The sequence below is a fragment of the Desertivirga xinjiangensis genome, from assembly GCF_024436435.1.
Lineage (GTDB): Bacteria > Bacteroidota > Bacteroidia > Sphingobacteriales > Sphingobacteriaceae > Desertivirga > Desertivirga xinjiangensis.
Genome location: NZ_JAFMZP010000004.1, coordinates 698194 through 713942 on the forward strand (window position 1 = coordinate 698194; position 15749 = coordinate 713942).

The window sequence follows — 15749 nt, forward strand, 5'->3', positions numbered from 1 at the left end:
TAATTATGATAAACTCCGTTCAATACCTATTTCTAGTCCGGTAATTTCCACGAGCCCCCTCATCCGTCCGATAAGTGGGTAACCGGGATTGCTGGTCCTATTAAAATCATCAAGTATTTTCAACCCGTGATCTGGCCTGAATGGCATACGGTGATCCTTTCGTCCATTGGCCATTCTCTGGTGCTGCTCTTCCAAGAGTGCTTTCAAAACCTCATACATATCAACTACACCATCGAGGTGCGCTGATTCGTAAAAGCTGCGTGTCCCGATACGCTTTATATTTCTTAAGTGAACAAAGTGTATGCGTTCGCCAAAACGCTTTGCAATCTTCACGAGGTCATTATCCTCCCTCACCGACAAGGATCCGCTGCAGAATGTAAGTCCGTTCGCTCTTGACGGATAATTGGAAAAGATCCAGTCGAAGTCCTCGAGAGTGCTTGCTATCCTTGGCAAACCCAATAAAGGATACGGCGGGTCGTCAGGATGAATACAAAGGTTGATACCCACTTCTTCGGCCACAGGAATAACGTCTTCCAGGAACAGGAGCAGGTTATTTCTTAAAACATCTTTATCAATATCATCATACTTGCTCAGATAGTCCAGAAAAACTTGCTTGTAATTCTGAACATTGCCTACTGTGCCATTGATAAAGCCCTGAGTGACTACAATAATATTAAAAGCAAGGGTATTTTGCTCGTCAATAGTCATCTTATCGAAGATCTGTTTTGCTTCGGCTAATATATCCTCAGGATAATCCTGTTTTGCATTGGGGCGATTCAGGATGAAAATGTCAAATGCAGCAAAGGTAGCGTGATCATAGAGCATGGATTCTGCACCACTTTCGCTCACAAAATGAAGGTCTGTTCTTGCCCAATCGAGCACAGGCATAAAATTGTAACAGACCGTGTCAATTCCGCAAGAGGCTAGATTCCTGAGAGAGATCTTATAATTCTCAATCAGCTGCTTACGGTCTGAATTGTTTTGCTTTATTCCCTCAGACACCGGCAGGCTTTCAACCACACTCCAGCGCATACCATGTCTTTCAATTTCTTCTTTTACCTGCATAATTTCTTCTACAGGCCAAACAGCTCCCCCTTTTATATGATGTAAGGCGGTAACTATACCCTCTACACCAAATTGCCTTAATTCGGAAAGCTTAATACTGTCATTGGGGCCGAACCACCTCCAAGTTTTTTCTAGCGCCATATTTCCTATTTGTGTTTATAAATTGGTTATTTGAGACCGACGTAGTTTCATATACAAGTAGCAATCGATTGCTATTTATTATATATCGCCTATGAAGCCATTTGGCCTTTTAATTTATTAAGTTTTATGTTTTGGTTAAAAAAAATTTGCGATGTAAAGGTATGTAATTCGTTTGAAATAACAATCGGTTGTTATACTAATTTTTAATCCTTAATTTAGGCGGAAGGGAAGCTAGTAATAAGCCTAAGAACACTAAATTTGCTTTCAGCGATATGAAGCCTAAAGAAGTTACTATTTATGATATTGCGGAACGTCTTAATATTGCTGCATCCACAGTAAGCAGGGGATTAAAAGGACATTCTTCAGTCAGCCTGGAAACACAGAAAAAGATTGCTGCCATTGCGGAAGAAATGGGCTACAGGTCCAATAACTTTGCCGCCAATCTCAGAACTAAAACCACTAATACCATTGGAGTAATATTGCCGCGACTTAACAGCAGCTTTGTAGCCAATGTAATTGCGGGGATTGAAAAGGTGTGCAATAATAAAGGCTATAATCTCATCATTACACAATCCCTGGAGAGCAGAGAAAAAGAGATAAGAAATGTAAAAACCATGTTTTCGAACAGGGTAGACGGGCTCCTGGTTTCGCTATCTGAAGACACAAAAGACATTAGCCATTTCGACCTCTTCTTTAAAAAAAATATTCCTGTTTTATTTTTTGACCGGGTTCCTAATGATAAATCCGTTGCTTCCGTCTTTATAAATAATGAAGAAGCAGGGTATCTGGTTACTAAGCACCTGATCTCTACCGGAGCAAAAAGAATTGCACATATCAGTGGTAATCAGGAAATCAATGTTTATGAAGACCGGTTTAGAGGTTATCTGCGCGCTTTAAAAGAATTTAATCTCAGCTTCGATGAAAGATATTTGATTATAACTGACCTGGGAGAGGAGACCGGTAGAGAAACAGCAAAAGCGATTGTTAATATGAAGGCGGATGGTGTTTTCGCGGCCAATGATACTTCAGCGGCGACTTGCATGAACGAGCTGAAACGACTAGGGTATACAGTTCCTGACGACATTCTGGTAGCAGGTTTTAATAATGATGTCATTTCACGAAATGTAAGCCCCCCGCTTACTACCGTAGACAATCCAGGTATGCTGATCGGTGAAATTGCCGCAAAGTCGATGGTTGATCATTTGGAAAACCAGATGAATCTTCACATCACCTCGGGAATAATACTAAAATCGGAACTGATTGTAAGAGAATCTACGGGCAATATTCCACAAATAGAGGAACAGAAATATGCTGATGAGCAAAGTAGGCTTAAGGATTAAGAAATTAAAAAGAATCTCCAAAGGTGCTTAGAATAAAGAAACCTGTTCCGCTGATCCTGACTGCTGATTTTGGTACGCACGGATCAAATTAAGTATTTCCGCACCAAACTGGCTGGTCTTTTGCTGGCCGACTCCTTTGATCGCTCCCAGTGCTTTTAAGCTTGCAGGTAGCTTCAGTGCAATCGTTTTGACGGTTTGATCACTGAAGATCATGGAAGCTGAGAGTTTAAGCTGCGCTGCCTTTTCTTCACGCCAATGAATCAAGTGCGCTACCAGTTCCTCATGTGGGTGCGCGCTGAGCGCCTGAATGAGTTTTTTATACCGGGACCGGTCTCTCCTTTGGAAGGATAAATATTCCTCCGAAGAAAAATCCTGCTTGCTAAAGTGCGACATCAACTCCTCTTTTTTCAATATAGCATCCATAATCGCATCAGCCTTTACTACCTTACCCGGCGAACCATCGGCCGCTGTCCGTAGTTGTAACTCCGCTTTCTCTATGGTACTATGGAGTTTATCTTTGAAATATAACGCAGCCTTTTTAATTCTTTCGGGCGCATAGCCGGGCAGTTGGGCCTGCATTTTTTTAGCAATTTCAAACACATCGTCATCTAAAGCCAGCGAGACACCTGGTAATTTTCCCAACGAAGTATGAAGTTCCGTAAAGCTGAAAAGCTCCTGAAGCAAAAACTGCCTGTAGCGTTCTTCGTCAGCTTTTAAAGTATTTTCATCAGGGGCAAGCTTAGGTGCGGAGGCATCAAACTGCTTCACGTTGGGGTCAGCAATAATATTGGCTTTCGAAACAGGCTGCCTTAACAGTAAGCCGTCAAGACTGCGGCAACGACTTAGCGCTACATAGGCTTGCCCTGGTGCAAATGCTTCACTGACATCCACGATCGCCTTGTCGAACGTGAGGCCCTGGCTCTTATGGATCGTAATTGCCCAGGCAAGTTTGAGCGGTATTTGGGCGAAGCTGCCAGCCATGCTTTCACCGATCTCACCATCTACTAACTTATACTGGATATTCGACCATTCGCTTGCCTGCACGGCGATCTCGCGGTCTTCGTTTTCGCATTGAACGAAGACCGTATCAGTGGCCAAGCGTATGACTCTTCCAATCTTTCCGTTGAAGTACAACTTTTCAGGAGAATTGTCATTTTTAACAAACATCACTTGTGCGCCGACTTTTAACTGAAGATTGATGTCGGTTGGATGGCTATCTGGCGGAAATTCACCGCGAACAGACGCTTTGTATTCAACCAGGTCTCCTTCAAGCTCCTGGAGGCGAGATCCGTTGATCTCCTGGACGATCCGGTTATGCGTAGTCAGTACAATGTAGCTGTCAGTATCATCTAATGTTGCGCTATAACGCTCATTCAATCGAGCAAGAGACTCGTCGCTGATCTGCTGTTCCCGAACCTGATTAAGAATATCTACAAATACCGGGTCACTTTGCCTGAATACCTCTGTAAGCTCAATACGGACAAAGCCAGCCCTGTTCAGCGCGCGACTGCTGAAAAAATATGGCGAATTGTAAAAGCCTCTTAAGTGCGACCACTCGTCATCGCGTATAATGGGACTCAATTGCGAAAGATCACCAATGAGCAGCAGTTGCACTCCTCCAAAGGGATGATCATTCTTTTTAACATTCCGCAGCAACAGATCAATACGGTCAAGCACATCGGGCCGCACCATGCTGATTTCGTCGATGGTCAATAATTCCAATGCCTGCAGAAGCTCGCGCTTTTCCTCGGAGAAATGACTTTCCGGACGTTCAGCGCCTTCAGGCAATAATGGGCCGAAAGGCAATTGAAAGAACGAGTGGATAGTCATCCCTCCGGCATTGATCGCGGCAACGCCGGTTGGTGCGACAACCGTTAATTTCTTCGAAGTATTTTGACGAATCTTCCGCAGAAACGTCGTTTTTCCCGTACCGGCCTTCCCGGTAAGGAAAACGATGCGGTTGGTTCGCTGTAAGTAATCTTCAGCGACTTGAAGTATTTGGCTCATGCTCCTGTCTTCCTAACTCAAATCTTTTCACGCCATCCCAGTGCAGGTGCAACATGCTCCAAAATAGATGATAGCACGTGTATATTATAATCAACTCCTAAAGTATTAGGTATGGTCAATAGGAGTGTGTCGGCTTCCTGGATAGCTTCATCCTGGGCTAATTCCTTGATCAGCTGATCCGGTTCTGCAGCATAACTTCTTCCAAAAATTGCCCGTCTATCACTTTCAATAAATCCGATTTTATCACCCTGATTGGCTTGTTGTCCAAAGAAATATCTATCCTGATCGTTTACCAATGCAAAAATAGAACGACTGACAGAAACCCTTGCTTCCCTCTCATGTCCGGCCTTTTTCCAGGCTTCTCTGTATAATCTTATTTGCTCTGCCTGCTGTACATGGAAAGGTTTACCACTTTCATCGTATTTTAAAGTAGAGCTTTGCAGGTGCATTCCGTTCTCTGCTGCCCAAACGGCGGTTGCATTAGACGCCGCTCCCCACCAGATACGTTCGCGCAATCCTTCAGAGTGAGGCTCTAAGCGGAGCAAGCCTGGTGGATTCGGAAACATTGGGTAGGGGTTAGGGTCGGCAAAGCCGATACCGTCTAGTTTATTTAGAAATTCCAATGCTTTTCGGCGTCCCATATCTGCGTCGGTTTCTCCCTCTGCAGGTTCATAACCGAAGTGTCGCCAACCGTCGATCACCTGCTCGGGCGAACCCCTGCTAATTCCTAGCTGTAAGCGCCCCCCGGAAATCAAATCCGCGGCGCCAGCATCTTCTATCATGTACATCGGGTTTTCATACCGCATATCGATCACTCCGGTTCCGATCTCTATTTTGCTTGTTTTGGCACCGACAGCCGAAAGCAAAGGAAATGGCGATGCCAGCTGGGCCGCAAAATGGTGTACCCTGAAGTATGCGCCATCTAAACCAATTTCCTCGGCAGCAACAGCCAGATCGATAGACTGAAGTAATGTATCGGCTGCAGTGCGGGTTTTATAGGCAGGATGGTTGGACCAATGCCCAAATGATAAAAATCCTATTTTTTTCATAGATCTCTTATTCTTAAATCAAAGGTACACCAAAGAAAGAACATGTAGGGAATGACCTTATGAAATCGCATGAGCGCATTCCTAAAAGAGGATCGTGACTGTCGAAGTCGATACAAATTCGTGAATTGGAAACAAAGCGTTGTTCATTGTCCATATTTCCTGTTTCAGCCTGTTAATATCTGTTTTCGTCGGTTGAGTGTTTGAAGTAAAAGAAAAATCAGGGATATTAACCGAAATAATTCTTTTTAGAACATAATTAACCGATTACCCAAGTATAATATGAACACTATGCTCAGCAGGCTAACACTAATGATCCTGATCCTATCATTACCTTTTACCTCTATTCAAGCTCAGGAAAAGTCCTACAGGGAAGTAGCGAAAGAGCGGGCCGATAAAATTATTGCAAGCCTTGATCTTTTTGTCAAAGATAAATTGCTTCGTACAAGGGATAATATTGCGGATCAGTATGTTGCCTTAAATGAAATTCAGGAGGCCAGAGATAAGAAGATAAAAAGTGTAGAGAATACGGCAGATGCCAAAAAGCAGATTGAGATCATTAAAAAGGAGTCGGACACTGCAATTGCTAAGCTGCATCAATCGTTTCTGGCAAAGCTGTCGAAGGATATGGACAGGGAGCAAGTGGATAAGGTGAAAGACGGAATGACCTACAACGTCGTTCCCCTTACGTTTGCAAACTATTTACTGATGTTGCCCTACCTTACTCAGCAGCAGCAAAATAAGATCATGGATTACCTGGTAGAGGCTCGTGAATATGCTATGGATGGCGGTTCTTCAAAAGAAAAACACGCCTGGTTCGGAAAGTACAAAGGCAAAATAACCAACTACCTGACGGCAGAAGGATTCGATTTAAAGAAGGAAGGTGCAGACTGGGCTAAGCGTAGAAATATCAATAGCTCAGAACTGGAAATCGTTGAATCAAATCGCATAATAACTGTCCTGAAATTTGATGATGACGCTCAGAAAGAGTCTGCAAGAAACCTGATTGCGCACCAGTACCAGCAGATTCAGGAGCTTCTAAAAGAAAGAGATGCAAAGATGGCGGAGAGTCGTGCGCAGATCAAAGACAAGGAGCAAGCCAATAAGGCTGAATCTGAGGTTTGGGTTCGCTATAAAAAGAAACTTGATGATCAGAGAGATCTGTTCATTCGTACCTTGGTAATGTTTGTGGGATCTGAGCAGGTGGAACTGGTAAAGAATGAAATGACTGGGAACGATCTTCAGAAAGAGTATTCCAAGTTTCTGGCTTTGCTTCCGGATATGAACAATGTGCAAAAAAAGAAAGTATACGACTACTTATTGCAAGCCAGAAAAAATGCGATGAACGTACTGACCAGCAGGGACCGGGAGCAGTGGTTTGCAAAATATCGTGGAAGAGCTAATAACTATCTGGCCAGCCAAAATTATGATCTGAGGAAGGCAACGGAGGAGCTGGAAAAAAGAGAAGCGAAGGGTGTGAAATAATTCAGATGCGGCGCGCTTCCTAAAAAAGTGGCAGGCGATGGAGCCGTCTGCCACTTTAATTTAAAAACATTGATGTTCACTTTAGAAAGTACTGGCATACTAAACTTTAGATCTCTGCCTTTCGTAGTCTATTTTACCATAGTCTCCATTGCAAAAATCTCTATAGGCATTTGCGATCTCCATTTGGAATTCATCACAAAAGGGCCTTCAGCGAATATCGGTTTCTGATAAGACTCTCCACCAAATAAGATAAAGTCACAGGCTTCCTAAGGCTGACATCATCTATCAGTGGCACAGCAGAAAACGGTATTCAGATTTTATCGACTGTTATCCCCAACTGATGGAACGTTTTCCGCAGCATACCACCGCGTCCTATCTCGGGGTTAATAAAGATACGCTTAGTCGTGTGAAACGCCAACGCCTTCCCCAAAAATTAAAGAAAGATACTAAGTCTTTATTAATTTTTTATATTGACCACGAATATGAAGAAGTTTATTTTTGCCTGCATTTTATTATTACACGCCTTTTGTTCTTTTTCGCAACCTGTTGCAGGAGGAAAATCAAAAGGTAAGGTCGATTCACAAAGCTTTATTGTTCCCGGTGCAGAATGGAAAGATACAGATGGCAACCCAATCAACGCACACGGTGGTGGAATCTTGTATCATAAAGGTACCTATTACTGGTATGGTGAACATAAAGGAGATTCCACTTATTGGAATCCTAAAGTTCCCAGTTGGGAATGCTACCGTACCGAAGCGGGAGGGGTGTCTTGTTATTCTTCAAAGGATCTTAAAAGCTGGAAGTTCGAAGGGATCGTGTTGAAACCGAATTTAACAGATTCCTTGTCCGATCTGCATCCTTCGAACGTTTTGGAAAGGCCTAAGGTGATTTACAATGAGAAGACAAAGAAATTTGTAATGTGGCTGCACGTCGACAGTCATGATTATGCTAAGGCTGCCGCTGGTGTTGCCGTTTCGGACAGCCCTGCTGGAGAATTTAAATACCAGGGATCCATACGCCCAAATAATGCCATGAGCAGGGATATGACGCTGTTTAAGGATGAAGATGGTAAAGCTTATCATGTATATTCTTCAGAGCATAACAAGACATTATATATCAGTTTGCTTACAGACGATTATCTACAACCAACGGGCACCTTTACCCGGAACTTTATAGATAAGTCCCGGGAAGCTCCGGCCGTGTTTAAACGTAAAGGAAAATATTATATACTTTCCTCCGGTTGTACCGGTTGGGATCCTAATCAGGCTGAATATGCAGTTGCCGATTCTATGTTAGGTCAATGGACGGTAAAAGGGAATCCGTGTAGCGGGAAAGATGCGGAATTTACGTTTTACGGACAAAGTACGCATGTGTTACCGATAGCCGGAAAGCGTGATGCATATATAGCCATGTTTGATAAATGGAACAAAAAAGACCTGATCAATTCAAGGTATATTTGGCTGCCTGTAAAGTTTACGGATAACGCGGAACTGGATATAGCATGGCAGGAAAAATGGAATATTGATAATTAATTTTTCGTTCGGTTTAGAGTTACCTTTATAACACAAAAAACTTAAAGTACAGTTGGGCTTGCTGCCCCCATTGTTTAAACGCCTTTTGAAGCGTTTCTTTTAATCCCGTATTGTCAATAGCTTTTCCTTTAGCCGGCGCCTGTAAGCTTGTTTTTGCCACAGGGGTGTCAGTTACCTTTGTCGCAAACCAGCTGATATGGTCGTGAGGAAGTGCTACTCCGAGGATCATCCCCGGAAGGCCGCTAAAGGTTTCCGGTCCTCCGGAAACAGGTATCTTATCGCTGTAAAAAGCCACTACATAAATGGAATCCATTACCAATGCATTTGCCCTGCGGCATTGGTAGCCTGCTATTTCTCTTGTTTCATCCGTTATCTTCCACTTTATTTTCCGGGTATTATCTTTCACCAGAAAAACCTGCTCAAACACTGTTTTCTGGATAGTGGTGCTATGGGTGGTATAGTTATTATGCACCACGTTAATTTGATTCACGCCGGGAAAAAAAGCAAAGGAGTTCTGTGGCGGGGTTCCTCCGGTTTCTGCCGCTTTAAAAAGTGATTCTTCTCTAGAAAAAGTAAGGACGCTTTTTGTGGTTACGAACTGGGGCTGTGAAGCTCTGTACTGATCATAGGTCCTTTGCATGTAGGCCTCGTTATCTTTATTGATAAAGGATCTTAGCAATGCAAACATGTTTACCTTCTTTTCGTACTGTATTTCGCCTTGCTGCGTAAATCGTACGTGCTGAGCTGTCATTTGAAAAGATAACAGCAGATTTAAAACTAAGGTGCTTAGGATAATTTTCATCGCGGTGTTGCAGGTGTTTTTATACCTCCACCCATTTTGTTGAAATCCCAAATGAGCGAAAGTAGGAAATATCTTTTAATGGTAGTGTAAGTGTTCTGTGTAATGGTGTTTCCGTATGCATTGCGGCTGAAACCATTGTTCTGGTTCAACAGGTCGTTTCCTGATAAGGAAAGCGCAAGATTATCCGTTTTCAGGAACTTCTTCTTAATGCTTGAATTCACTATAAAGCGTTCGAAATCCTCGTTGAAGCTTATCGTTTTTTCCTGGAAGCGATATTCTCCGTTTAAAGAGAACTCAAATTTGCCAGGTAGATAAAGACCCACATTACCCTGTCCGTTAAAATTCCATCCGTTATTGTTCAGCTGCTTTTGCAGGGATGACTCACTGGTATTATAAGAGGGGCCAAAAGAAAACCACATTTCATACTTCTTGGCCTTGTATTTATTGACACTCAGGTTTAAGGAGTAGTTGTTAGACTTTGTACGATTGAGCTCGTCATTGATGTAATTGAAGTAGGTGTTGCCATAGCCGTTAAAATTAAATCCAAGATTGAGATCTCCTAAAGCAGGGAATTTCCTGGAGAAACCTCCATACAAATTGAAATTGGATGGTAATTTGCCTTTAATATTTACAGATTGATAGGTGCTTTTGCCGAAGGAATCAGTGAAACGGCTATCTACAATGGCGTTGGTTGTAAATTGAAAGGAGCCGGAGGCATAAAAGTACTGATTGCTCAGGATCTTAAAGGTGTTGTAGTTAGCGTTGAAACGGTTATTAAAAGAAGGCTTGAGACCGGGATTCCCAAGGTAAATATTTAGAGGGTCGGTATTTACTCTTACCGGTTGTATTTGGTTAATGCCCGGCTGGTTGTTATTACCATTATAGTCAATCCTCAAAGCTTTCTGCTGCGAGAATTTGTACTGGTAATTTACCTGCGGACTGAAGTTGATAAATTCTCTTTTGTAGCTGTTGGAATTATACAGATCAACCTGGTCAAAGTTAACATAGGAAACCTTGCTGCCGAAGTTTACTGTGGTTTTATCCTTTTTGTAGTTGAAGATTGCACCTGTTTGGTGTGATAACTGATTCAACTCAAAGTTATTACTAAATACCTCATCAAAATCATTATAAACTCCCGGAGCGGTTTGATTATATGAACGCATGTCCGAGGAGCCTTTATTTAAGCCCAGGCTATAGTTAAAGGTTAATGCCAGCAGTTTACTCAGGGGTTCGGTATAAGTGATGTTAGAATTGAATACCTTGCCGGTACTGTTATTTAGTTTTAGTTGGTCAATTTTAACTTCACTGTCTATAAGAGGGCTGCCATCGGGACTACTTACCGGGTTATAAAACTGGTTAACAGAGTTCAGGTAACCTTCAGAATCGTTTTTGTTGTACGATCCGGTAGCATTTACAGAAAGGGTGCGTCGTTTTTTCTTCAGCTTTTTGGTCCAGAAGACATTCGCATAAAAGTTTTGCTGGTCGCCTTCGTTAGTTAGCAAACGGGTACTTGTGTTTTGCAGCTTTTGTTCTCCATTGCGACTGACGGTATTGTAATTGTTGTTTGACTCAGTATTCCTTATAGTCCCTTCAATAGTGAGCTTAAGATCTGAGGTCGAGTCTAATTTTACTTTATAGATAGCGTCTAGTTTCTGACGCGAAAGATAGTTTCTGAAATCCTGATCACTGTTGGTGTTTAACACCCCTGTCGGCAGGTTATTCTGGCTCAGGTTATTTCTTATCCCATTGATGTCAATCGCACCAACTTTATAATTCAGGTTTATAGATTCCTTATTTTCGTTCCATTTGGTTTCATAATGAACTGCACCTGTCTGTGCTTCGGGTATGCCTTCACCATTGTAATTAATGTCATCGCGGTTGCCATAAAACACAATATCTCCGTCCGAATTAACCTCGGTATTCGAAGCTCCGTACCTATTGCGGTCTTCCCAGTTCAATCCTGTTTTTCCTGTATTACTGTTTATGCCATATAAAGATATTTTCTGTTTGGCTGTGAAGGCGTTGAACATTGCTTGTGATGAATTGTAGTCGTCGGATGCGCCCGCATCTACTTTACCGAAGTAGCCTTTCTTTTTGTCTTCTTTAAGCTTAATGTTCAGTGTTTTGTCTTTAACGCCGTCATCGATACCGGTAAATGTCGCCTGGTCGCTTTTTTTATCATATAGTTGTACTTTATCAACCATATCGGCCCTCAGGTTTTTAGTTACCAGGGTTGGGTCGTCTCCAAAGAACTCTTCTCCGTCGACCAGAACTTTTGTTACCGTTTGGCCCTGTGCTGTGATTTTACCATCCTTATCGACCTGTATACCGGGAAACTGTTTGATCAGGTCTTCAACCCTGGCATTCGGTTGTATCACATATGCCGAGGCGTTAAACTCGGTAGTGTCTCCTTTGATGGTGATCGCATCGGCTTTCCCTTTGATCACGACTTCTGCAAGCAGACGGGCGGTTAGCTGCATGTCGATATTTCCGCAATCTTTCGTAATATGGATACTGTCTAAAGTAAAATGTTCCACATAGTCGGCATAACCCGGATAGGTCATTAGCAGGATCAGTTTACCTGTGGGCAGGTTATTGATGCTGAAGTTTCCGTCAGCAGCAGCGCGTGTAAAATCAATAAGTGTAGAGTCTTTTGCGTTTAAAACGCTGATGCTGGTATTGGGAAGTTTCAAAAAGGCTGCAGAGTCTCTTGCTACACCTTTTATAGTAAACTTGTCCTGGGCGGAGGAAGTAATCGAAAGAAGGAGTAGTAAAACTACACTCAGTGCTTTAAAAGCCATTCTTCTCATAAGATTTAGGAATGTGTTAAATTGATTAGTAAAGCGTTTAATTAGTTTTTTCTTCGAATGTAAAAATTAATTTTAAGATAAAAATGGTCTGATTGTTAAGGTTTGTTAAAAGATGATCTTTTTAAAAAAAGCTGCCGGATTAATAGGAATTTTGGGAAGAATTTGAATATCGTATTTGTGTATACCAACTATGATAGCGCAGAAGTTTTTTCTTAATGGGAAGAGCCTGGGTGTACAGCGTAAAAATAACAGCAGTCCCCAGAACCGCTAGCGCTTAATGTGGATGGATGTGAAATACGAACCGGGTACATTAAAGGTAGCCTCAAGCAGTAAAACCTTAGCGGTGAAAGCCTGAATTCAGGGCTATTCAGGCTTTCCCTTAGTCTGAATAGCTTTGAATTTCTGAATCTCTTGCGCTATCACTTCCTACGTTTCAGAATAAATAATCCTCAGGTACCATTGTTGAACCGGCCGCGTTAATGTCAATAAAAAAATTGCAGAAGCTGAGAGAGCTAAAAGAATATACGTATCGAACAGGAGGCTTATGTAACCGGTTAACAGCAAAAGCCTGATGATCTCCAGGTAAAAGATCCATCTTCGCTGTTCAAGCAGAGCCCCACAATTGATCAAAGTGATCAGGATAAATGCAGAAGAAAAGAACTTATCAGCAAAATCAAGATCACCAAAGAAGTAGGTGACCAGGAACAGCAGACTTGCCACTGCCAGTACCTGGATGTTGAGGTACACTTTAAAACTAAGCTTCTTGACCGGTCTGTTTACAACTTTGTGGGGTAAGAATCTCTTCTCGAGAGAGGCCCTGATATCCTGGTCGAGAATGGCTGGGTCTCCGAAAATGATCTTCAATTTGTTCCATAATCCGGTAGTACGCCTGCAGGCTTCGGCCATTTCCATGTAGTAGTGGAAGTGTTGCCACATGAAACTGTAGCTGTTAAGGGGATGTGTTAAACCGTAAACTGGCTTTTCTTCCTCTTTTTCAAATGTACCGAATAGTTTGTCCCAGAAAACAAAAAGATCGCCGTAGTTTTTGTTAAGATACTTTTCATTAGATGCGTGGTGAACCCCGTGGATCGAGGGGGTAACGAATACATATTCCAGCCATTGAGGAGCTTTCAGCAGCTGTGTATGAGTGAAAAAGGAATAAGCCCCATGGATCACCAGGATGCTCATTACCATAAGGGGATCAAATCCAGCAAATGGAAGGATGCACCAAAATAGATTTCGTACAACCGCTTGAATGGTAGTGATCCTTGCAGATACTGTGTAATTAAATTCTTCGCTTTGGTGGTGAACAATGTGGGCTCCCCAAAAGAGATTTATCTCGTGCCCCAGACGGTGATACCAGTACCAAACCAAATCTGTCGCTAACAGCAAGATCACCCAAACCCACAAGCTGCGGGGAATATCAAATATTGCGAAGTTGTTATAAACATAGCAAAAGAGCTGATAGAAGCTAACCGAAATAAACAGGTTTAACAACCGCTCTGCCAGGCCTATACTTAGGTTGGCTACCGAACTTTCATATTTATAAATGTCAGTGCGGTTTTTTCGTTTTGCGGCAACATACTCCAACGCCAAAAAAATAAAAAATGCAGGGATAGCAAATGCTGCGTAACTATACTCCATAAATTTAATGAACTTAACCTGAAATGCCTGAATTAAAGATCGTGTGTTTGTTAAAGCAAATGTAAGAATTTTACATGTAATAGTCTATTGTGTTGATAGGTTATTGCTGGGCCGTCGCGATTATTCCCAAGTTAGTGCTAGTTACAGTCTGCAGCTTTACTTTTGGTCCGGTTGTAGGAAATATTATTTATATCTGGAAAAAATGTATTATTGCAGCTATAAACCACACCAATAGACCATGAATTGTTCCCGAAGTTATTCAAAGATTTCGTCAGAGACAGTATTTTATCAATACACTTTTAATTTCATTCTTTTAAGCGTTTTTCTTTTTTCAGCTATAAAGACAAATGCGGGTACAAACCTCTTAAGCAAAAGTAAGCCTGCCAGGGTACTGCAATCGGTGATCATGCGCGAAGCGACCTGGGCTTTAATGCAGCAACCCATCACAGTAACTGCCGAGACCTCGGGCAGAAGTGCGGGCGGTAAACACGACTTCTTTTCAGAAGGTGACTATTGGTGGTCTGATCCGAAAAATCCTTCGGGGCCCTATATTCAAAAAGACGGGATGACTAACCCGGATAATTTTGTGGCACATCGCCAGGCTATGATCCGCTTTAGCAGGATCGTAGGGGCCCTTGCTTCTGCATATAAACTTACCGGCGATAAAAAATATGCAGATCACGCTTTAGTTCACCTGAAAGCTTGGTTCGTTGATCCTGAAACCCTGATGAACCCTAACCTTTTATATGCTCAAGCGATACAGGGACGCTTTACCGGCAGGGGAATCGGGATTATTGACACTATTCATCTCATGGAAGTGGCCCAGGGCGTATTGGTTATGAAGGCTGCCTTCAACGAAACGGATGTTAATGCCATAAAAAACTGGTTCTCAAGGTATCTGGACTGGCTTACAAGCCATCAGTATGGCAAGGATGAAATGAACGCAAAGAATAACCATGGCACCTGTTGGGTGATGCAGGTTGCATCTTTTGCGAAGCTTACCGGAAATCAGGAGCTGCTTGATTTTTGCGTAGAACGCTATAAAAGAGTGCTTCTCCCGGATCAGATGGCCGCCGACGGCAGTTTTCCACTGGAGCTGGCCCGCACCAAACCATACGGCTATTCCATCTTCAACCTGGATGCAATGACGATAATCTGTCAAATCTTGTCCAATAAAAAGGAGAACCTATGGAATTATAAAACTTCAGAGGGTAAGTGGATGCACAAAGGCATTGAGTTCCTTTATCCCTATGTTGCTGAAAAGGACAAATGGCCATTCAAAAAAGATGTTATGTACTGGGAGAACTGGCCCGTTGCTCAACCTTTCCTCGTAATGGGCGCCGCGGCCTATGGCAACAAGAAATGGTTCCATACATGGAAAAAGCTTGATCATAGTCCGGAGGTTGAAGAGGTACTACGCAATCTGCCAATACGGAATCCGCTGATCTGGCTTGATTGATTCTTGAAAGGCAAAGAATAAAAATAATCGCTTTGAGTTTGGAGGGGCGATTTGATGAGATTGTCAGGTTAGTGCATCTATATGACGCACTAACCGATAAGTAAGGTCTTTATAACCTGGATCTAAAAAAACAGATTATTCTTTTCCCTTATTTTTAAGTTCAGTTATTTCTTTTCTTGCATCTGAAGCTAAGCCTTTGATTTCCTGAAGTGCCTTTCTTACACGGGTACCAGCAGCTGAATTACCTCCGTTATAAAATTTCTCTGCATCAGCTTCTATTGATGCTACTAATTCCTTAATCTGATTGAATTTTTCCATGATTATCGTTTTGCAGCTAAGATGCGCAAGACAATCCATAATTGCAAGGCGATATTTAATGATTTAACATATTGTTATTTTATTATATTCGAAAATCAAT

General features: G+C 42.3%; 12 protein-coding genes. 4 read left to right on the forward strand and 8 right to left on the reverse strand.

Annotation, left to right across the window (positions count from 1 at the left end):
• Positions 1-3: 3 nt before the first annotated feature.
• On the reverse strand, positions 4-1206 hold the full coding sequence (gene uxuA, locus J3P37_RS13975) for a mannonate dehydratase (RefSeq protein ID WP_256011927.1): 1203 nt from the start codon (positions 1204-1206) through the stop codon (positions 4-6).
• A 272-nt stretch (positions 1207-1478) separates the two neighbouring features.
• On the opposite strand from uxuA, the gene J3P37_RS13980 reads away from it, so the two are divergent.
• Positions 1479-2546, forward strand: coding sequence for a LacI family DNA-binding transcriptional regulator (locus J3P37_RS13980; RefSeq protein ID WP_256011928.1), 1068 nt, complete (start codon positions 1479-1481; stop codon positions 2544-2546).
• Positions 2547-2573: 27 nt separating this feature from the next.
• On the opposite strand, the gene J3P37_RS13985 is transcribed toward J3P37_RS13980, so the two are convergent.
• Both J3P37_RS13985 and J3P37_RS13990 read right to left on the reverse strand, forming a co-directional pair.
• Positions 2574-4553 (reverse strand): HRDC domain-containing protein, encoded by a 1980-nt coding sequence (locus J3P37_RS13985; RefSeq protein WP_256011929.1) that lies wholly within the window; start codon positions 4551-4553, stop codon positions 2574-2576.
• 17 nt (positions 4554-4570) lie between these two features.
• Positions 4571-5602 (reverse strand): LLM class flavin-dependent oxidoreductase, encoded by a 1032-nt coding sequence (locus J3P37_RS13990; protein ID WP_256011930.1) that lies wholly within the window; start codon positions 5600-5602, stop codon positions 4571-4573.
• Between the two features lie 279 nt (positions 5603-5881).
• Between J3P37_RS13990 and J3P37_RS13995 the strand changes: the two genes are divergently transcribed.
• Positions 5882-7084, forward strand: a complete 1203-nt coding sequence (locus J3P37_RS13995; RefSeq protein ID WP_256011931.1) for a DUF3826 domain-containing protein — start codon at positions 5882-5884, stop codon at positions 7082-7084.
• Positions 7085-7212: 128 nt separating this feature from the next.
• On the opposite strand, the gene J3P37_RS23140 is transcribed toward J3P37_RS13995, so the two are convergent.
• On the reverse strand, positions 7213-7335 hold the full coding sequence (locus J3P37_RS23140; protein WP_369414081.1) for a hypothetical protein: 123 nt from the start codon (positions 7333-7335) through the stop codon (positions 7213-7215).
• 231 nt (positions 7336-7566) lie between these two features.
• Here J3P37_RS23140 and J3P37_RS14000 point away from each other — a divergent pair, with 231 nt between their 5' ends.
• Positions 7567-8616: a glycoside hydrolase family 43 protein gene (locus tag J3P37_RS14000; protein ID WP_256011932.1), complete on the forward strand. Its 1050-nt coding sequence runs from the start codon at positions 7567-7569 to the stop codon at positions 8614-8616.
• A 25-nt stretch (positions 8617-8641) separates the two neighbouring features.
• Here J3P37_RS14000 and J3P37_RS14005 read toward each other — a convergent pair whose 3' ends face one another.
• The 3 genes from J3P37_RS14005 to J3P37_RS14015 form a co-directional block, all read right to left on the reverse strand.
• Positions 8642-9418 carry a GLPGLI family protein gene (locus J3P37_RS14005; RefSeq protein WP_256011933.1) on the reverse strand — a complete coding sequence of 259 codons (777 nt, stop codon included), beginning with the start codon at positions 9416-9418 and terminating at the stop codon, positions 8642-8644.
• Entirely contained in the window at positions 9415-12219 is a 2805-nt protein-coding gene (locus J3P37_RS14010) for an outer membrane beta-barrel family protein (RefSeq protein WP_256011935.1), read from the reverse strand. Before J3P37_RS14010 ends, J3P37_RS14005 begins: the two co-directional genes overlap by 4 nt.
• 435 nt (positions 12220-12654) lie before the next feature.
• Complete coding sequence (locus J3P37_RS14015; protein WP_256011937.1) at positions 12655-13872, reverse strand: sterol desaturase family protein; 1218 nt, start codon at positions 13870-13872, stop codon at positions 12655-12657.
• A gap of 238 nt (positions 13873-14110) precedes the next feature.
• Between J3P37_RS14015 and J3P37_RS14020 the strand changes: the two genes are divergently transcribed.
• Positions 14111-15331: an alginate lyase family protein gene (locus tag J3P37_RS14020; protein ID WP_256011939.1), complete on the forward strand. Its 1221-nt coding sequence runs from the start codon at positions 14111-14113 to the stop codon at positions 15329-15331.
• A gap of 135 nt (positions 15332-15466) precedes the next feature.
• On the opposite strand, the gene J3P37_RS14025 is transcribed toward J3P37_RS14020, so the two are convergent.
• On the reverse strand, positions 15467-15649 hold the full coding sequence (locus tag J3P37_RS14025) for a BF3379 family histone-like protein (RefSeq protein WP_256011942.1): 183 nt from the start codon (positions 15647-15649) through the stop codon (positions 15467-15469).
• Positions 15650-15749 lie beyond the last annotated feature (100 nt).

Coding starts and splice junctions, on each gene's coding strand:
- uxuA (WP_256011927.1), bottom strand. CDS start 1,206: ATGGCGCTAGAAAAAACTTGGAGGTGGTTCGGCCCCAATGACAGTATT.
- J3P37_RS13980 (WP_256011928.1), top strand. CDS start 1,479: ATGAAGCCTAAAGAAGTTACTATTTATGATATTGCGGAACGTCTTAAT.
- J3P37_RS13985 (WP_256011929.1), bottom strand. CDS start 4,553: ATGAGCCAAATACTTCAAGTCGCTGAAGATTACTTACAGCGAACCAAC.
- J3P37_RS13990 (WP_256011930.1), bottom strand. CDS start 5,602: ATGAAAAAAATAGGATTTTTATCATTTGGGCATTGGTCCAACCATCCT.
- J3P37_RS13995 (WP_256011931.1), top strand. CDS start 5,882: ATGAACACTATGCTCAGCAGGCTAACACTAATGATCCTGATCCTATCA.
- J3P37_RS14000 (WP_256011932.1), top strand. CDS start 7,567: ATGAAGAAGTTTATTTTTGCCTGCATTTTATTATTACACGCCTTTTGT.
- J3P37_RS14005 (WP_256011933.1), bottom strand. CDS start 9,418: ATGAAAATTATCCTAAGCACCTTAGTTTTAAATCTGCTGTTATCTTTT.
- J3P37_RS14010 (WP_256011935.1), bottom strand. CDS start 12,219: ATGGCTTTTAAAGCACTGAGTGTAGTTTTACTACTCCTTCTTTCGATT.
- J3P37_RS14015 (WP_256011937.1), bottom strand. CDS start 13,872: ATGGAGTATAGTTACGCAGCATTTGCTATCCCTGCATTTTTTATTTTT.
- J3P37_RS14020 (WP_256011939.1), top strand. CDS start 14,111: ATGAATTGTTCCCGAAGTTATTCAAAGATTTCGTCAGAGACAGTATTT.
- J3P37_RS14025 (WP_256011942.1), bottom strand. CDS start 15,649: ATGGAAAAATTCAATCAGATTAAGGAATTAGTAGCATCAATAGAAGCT.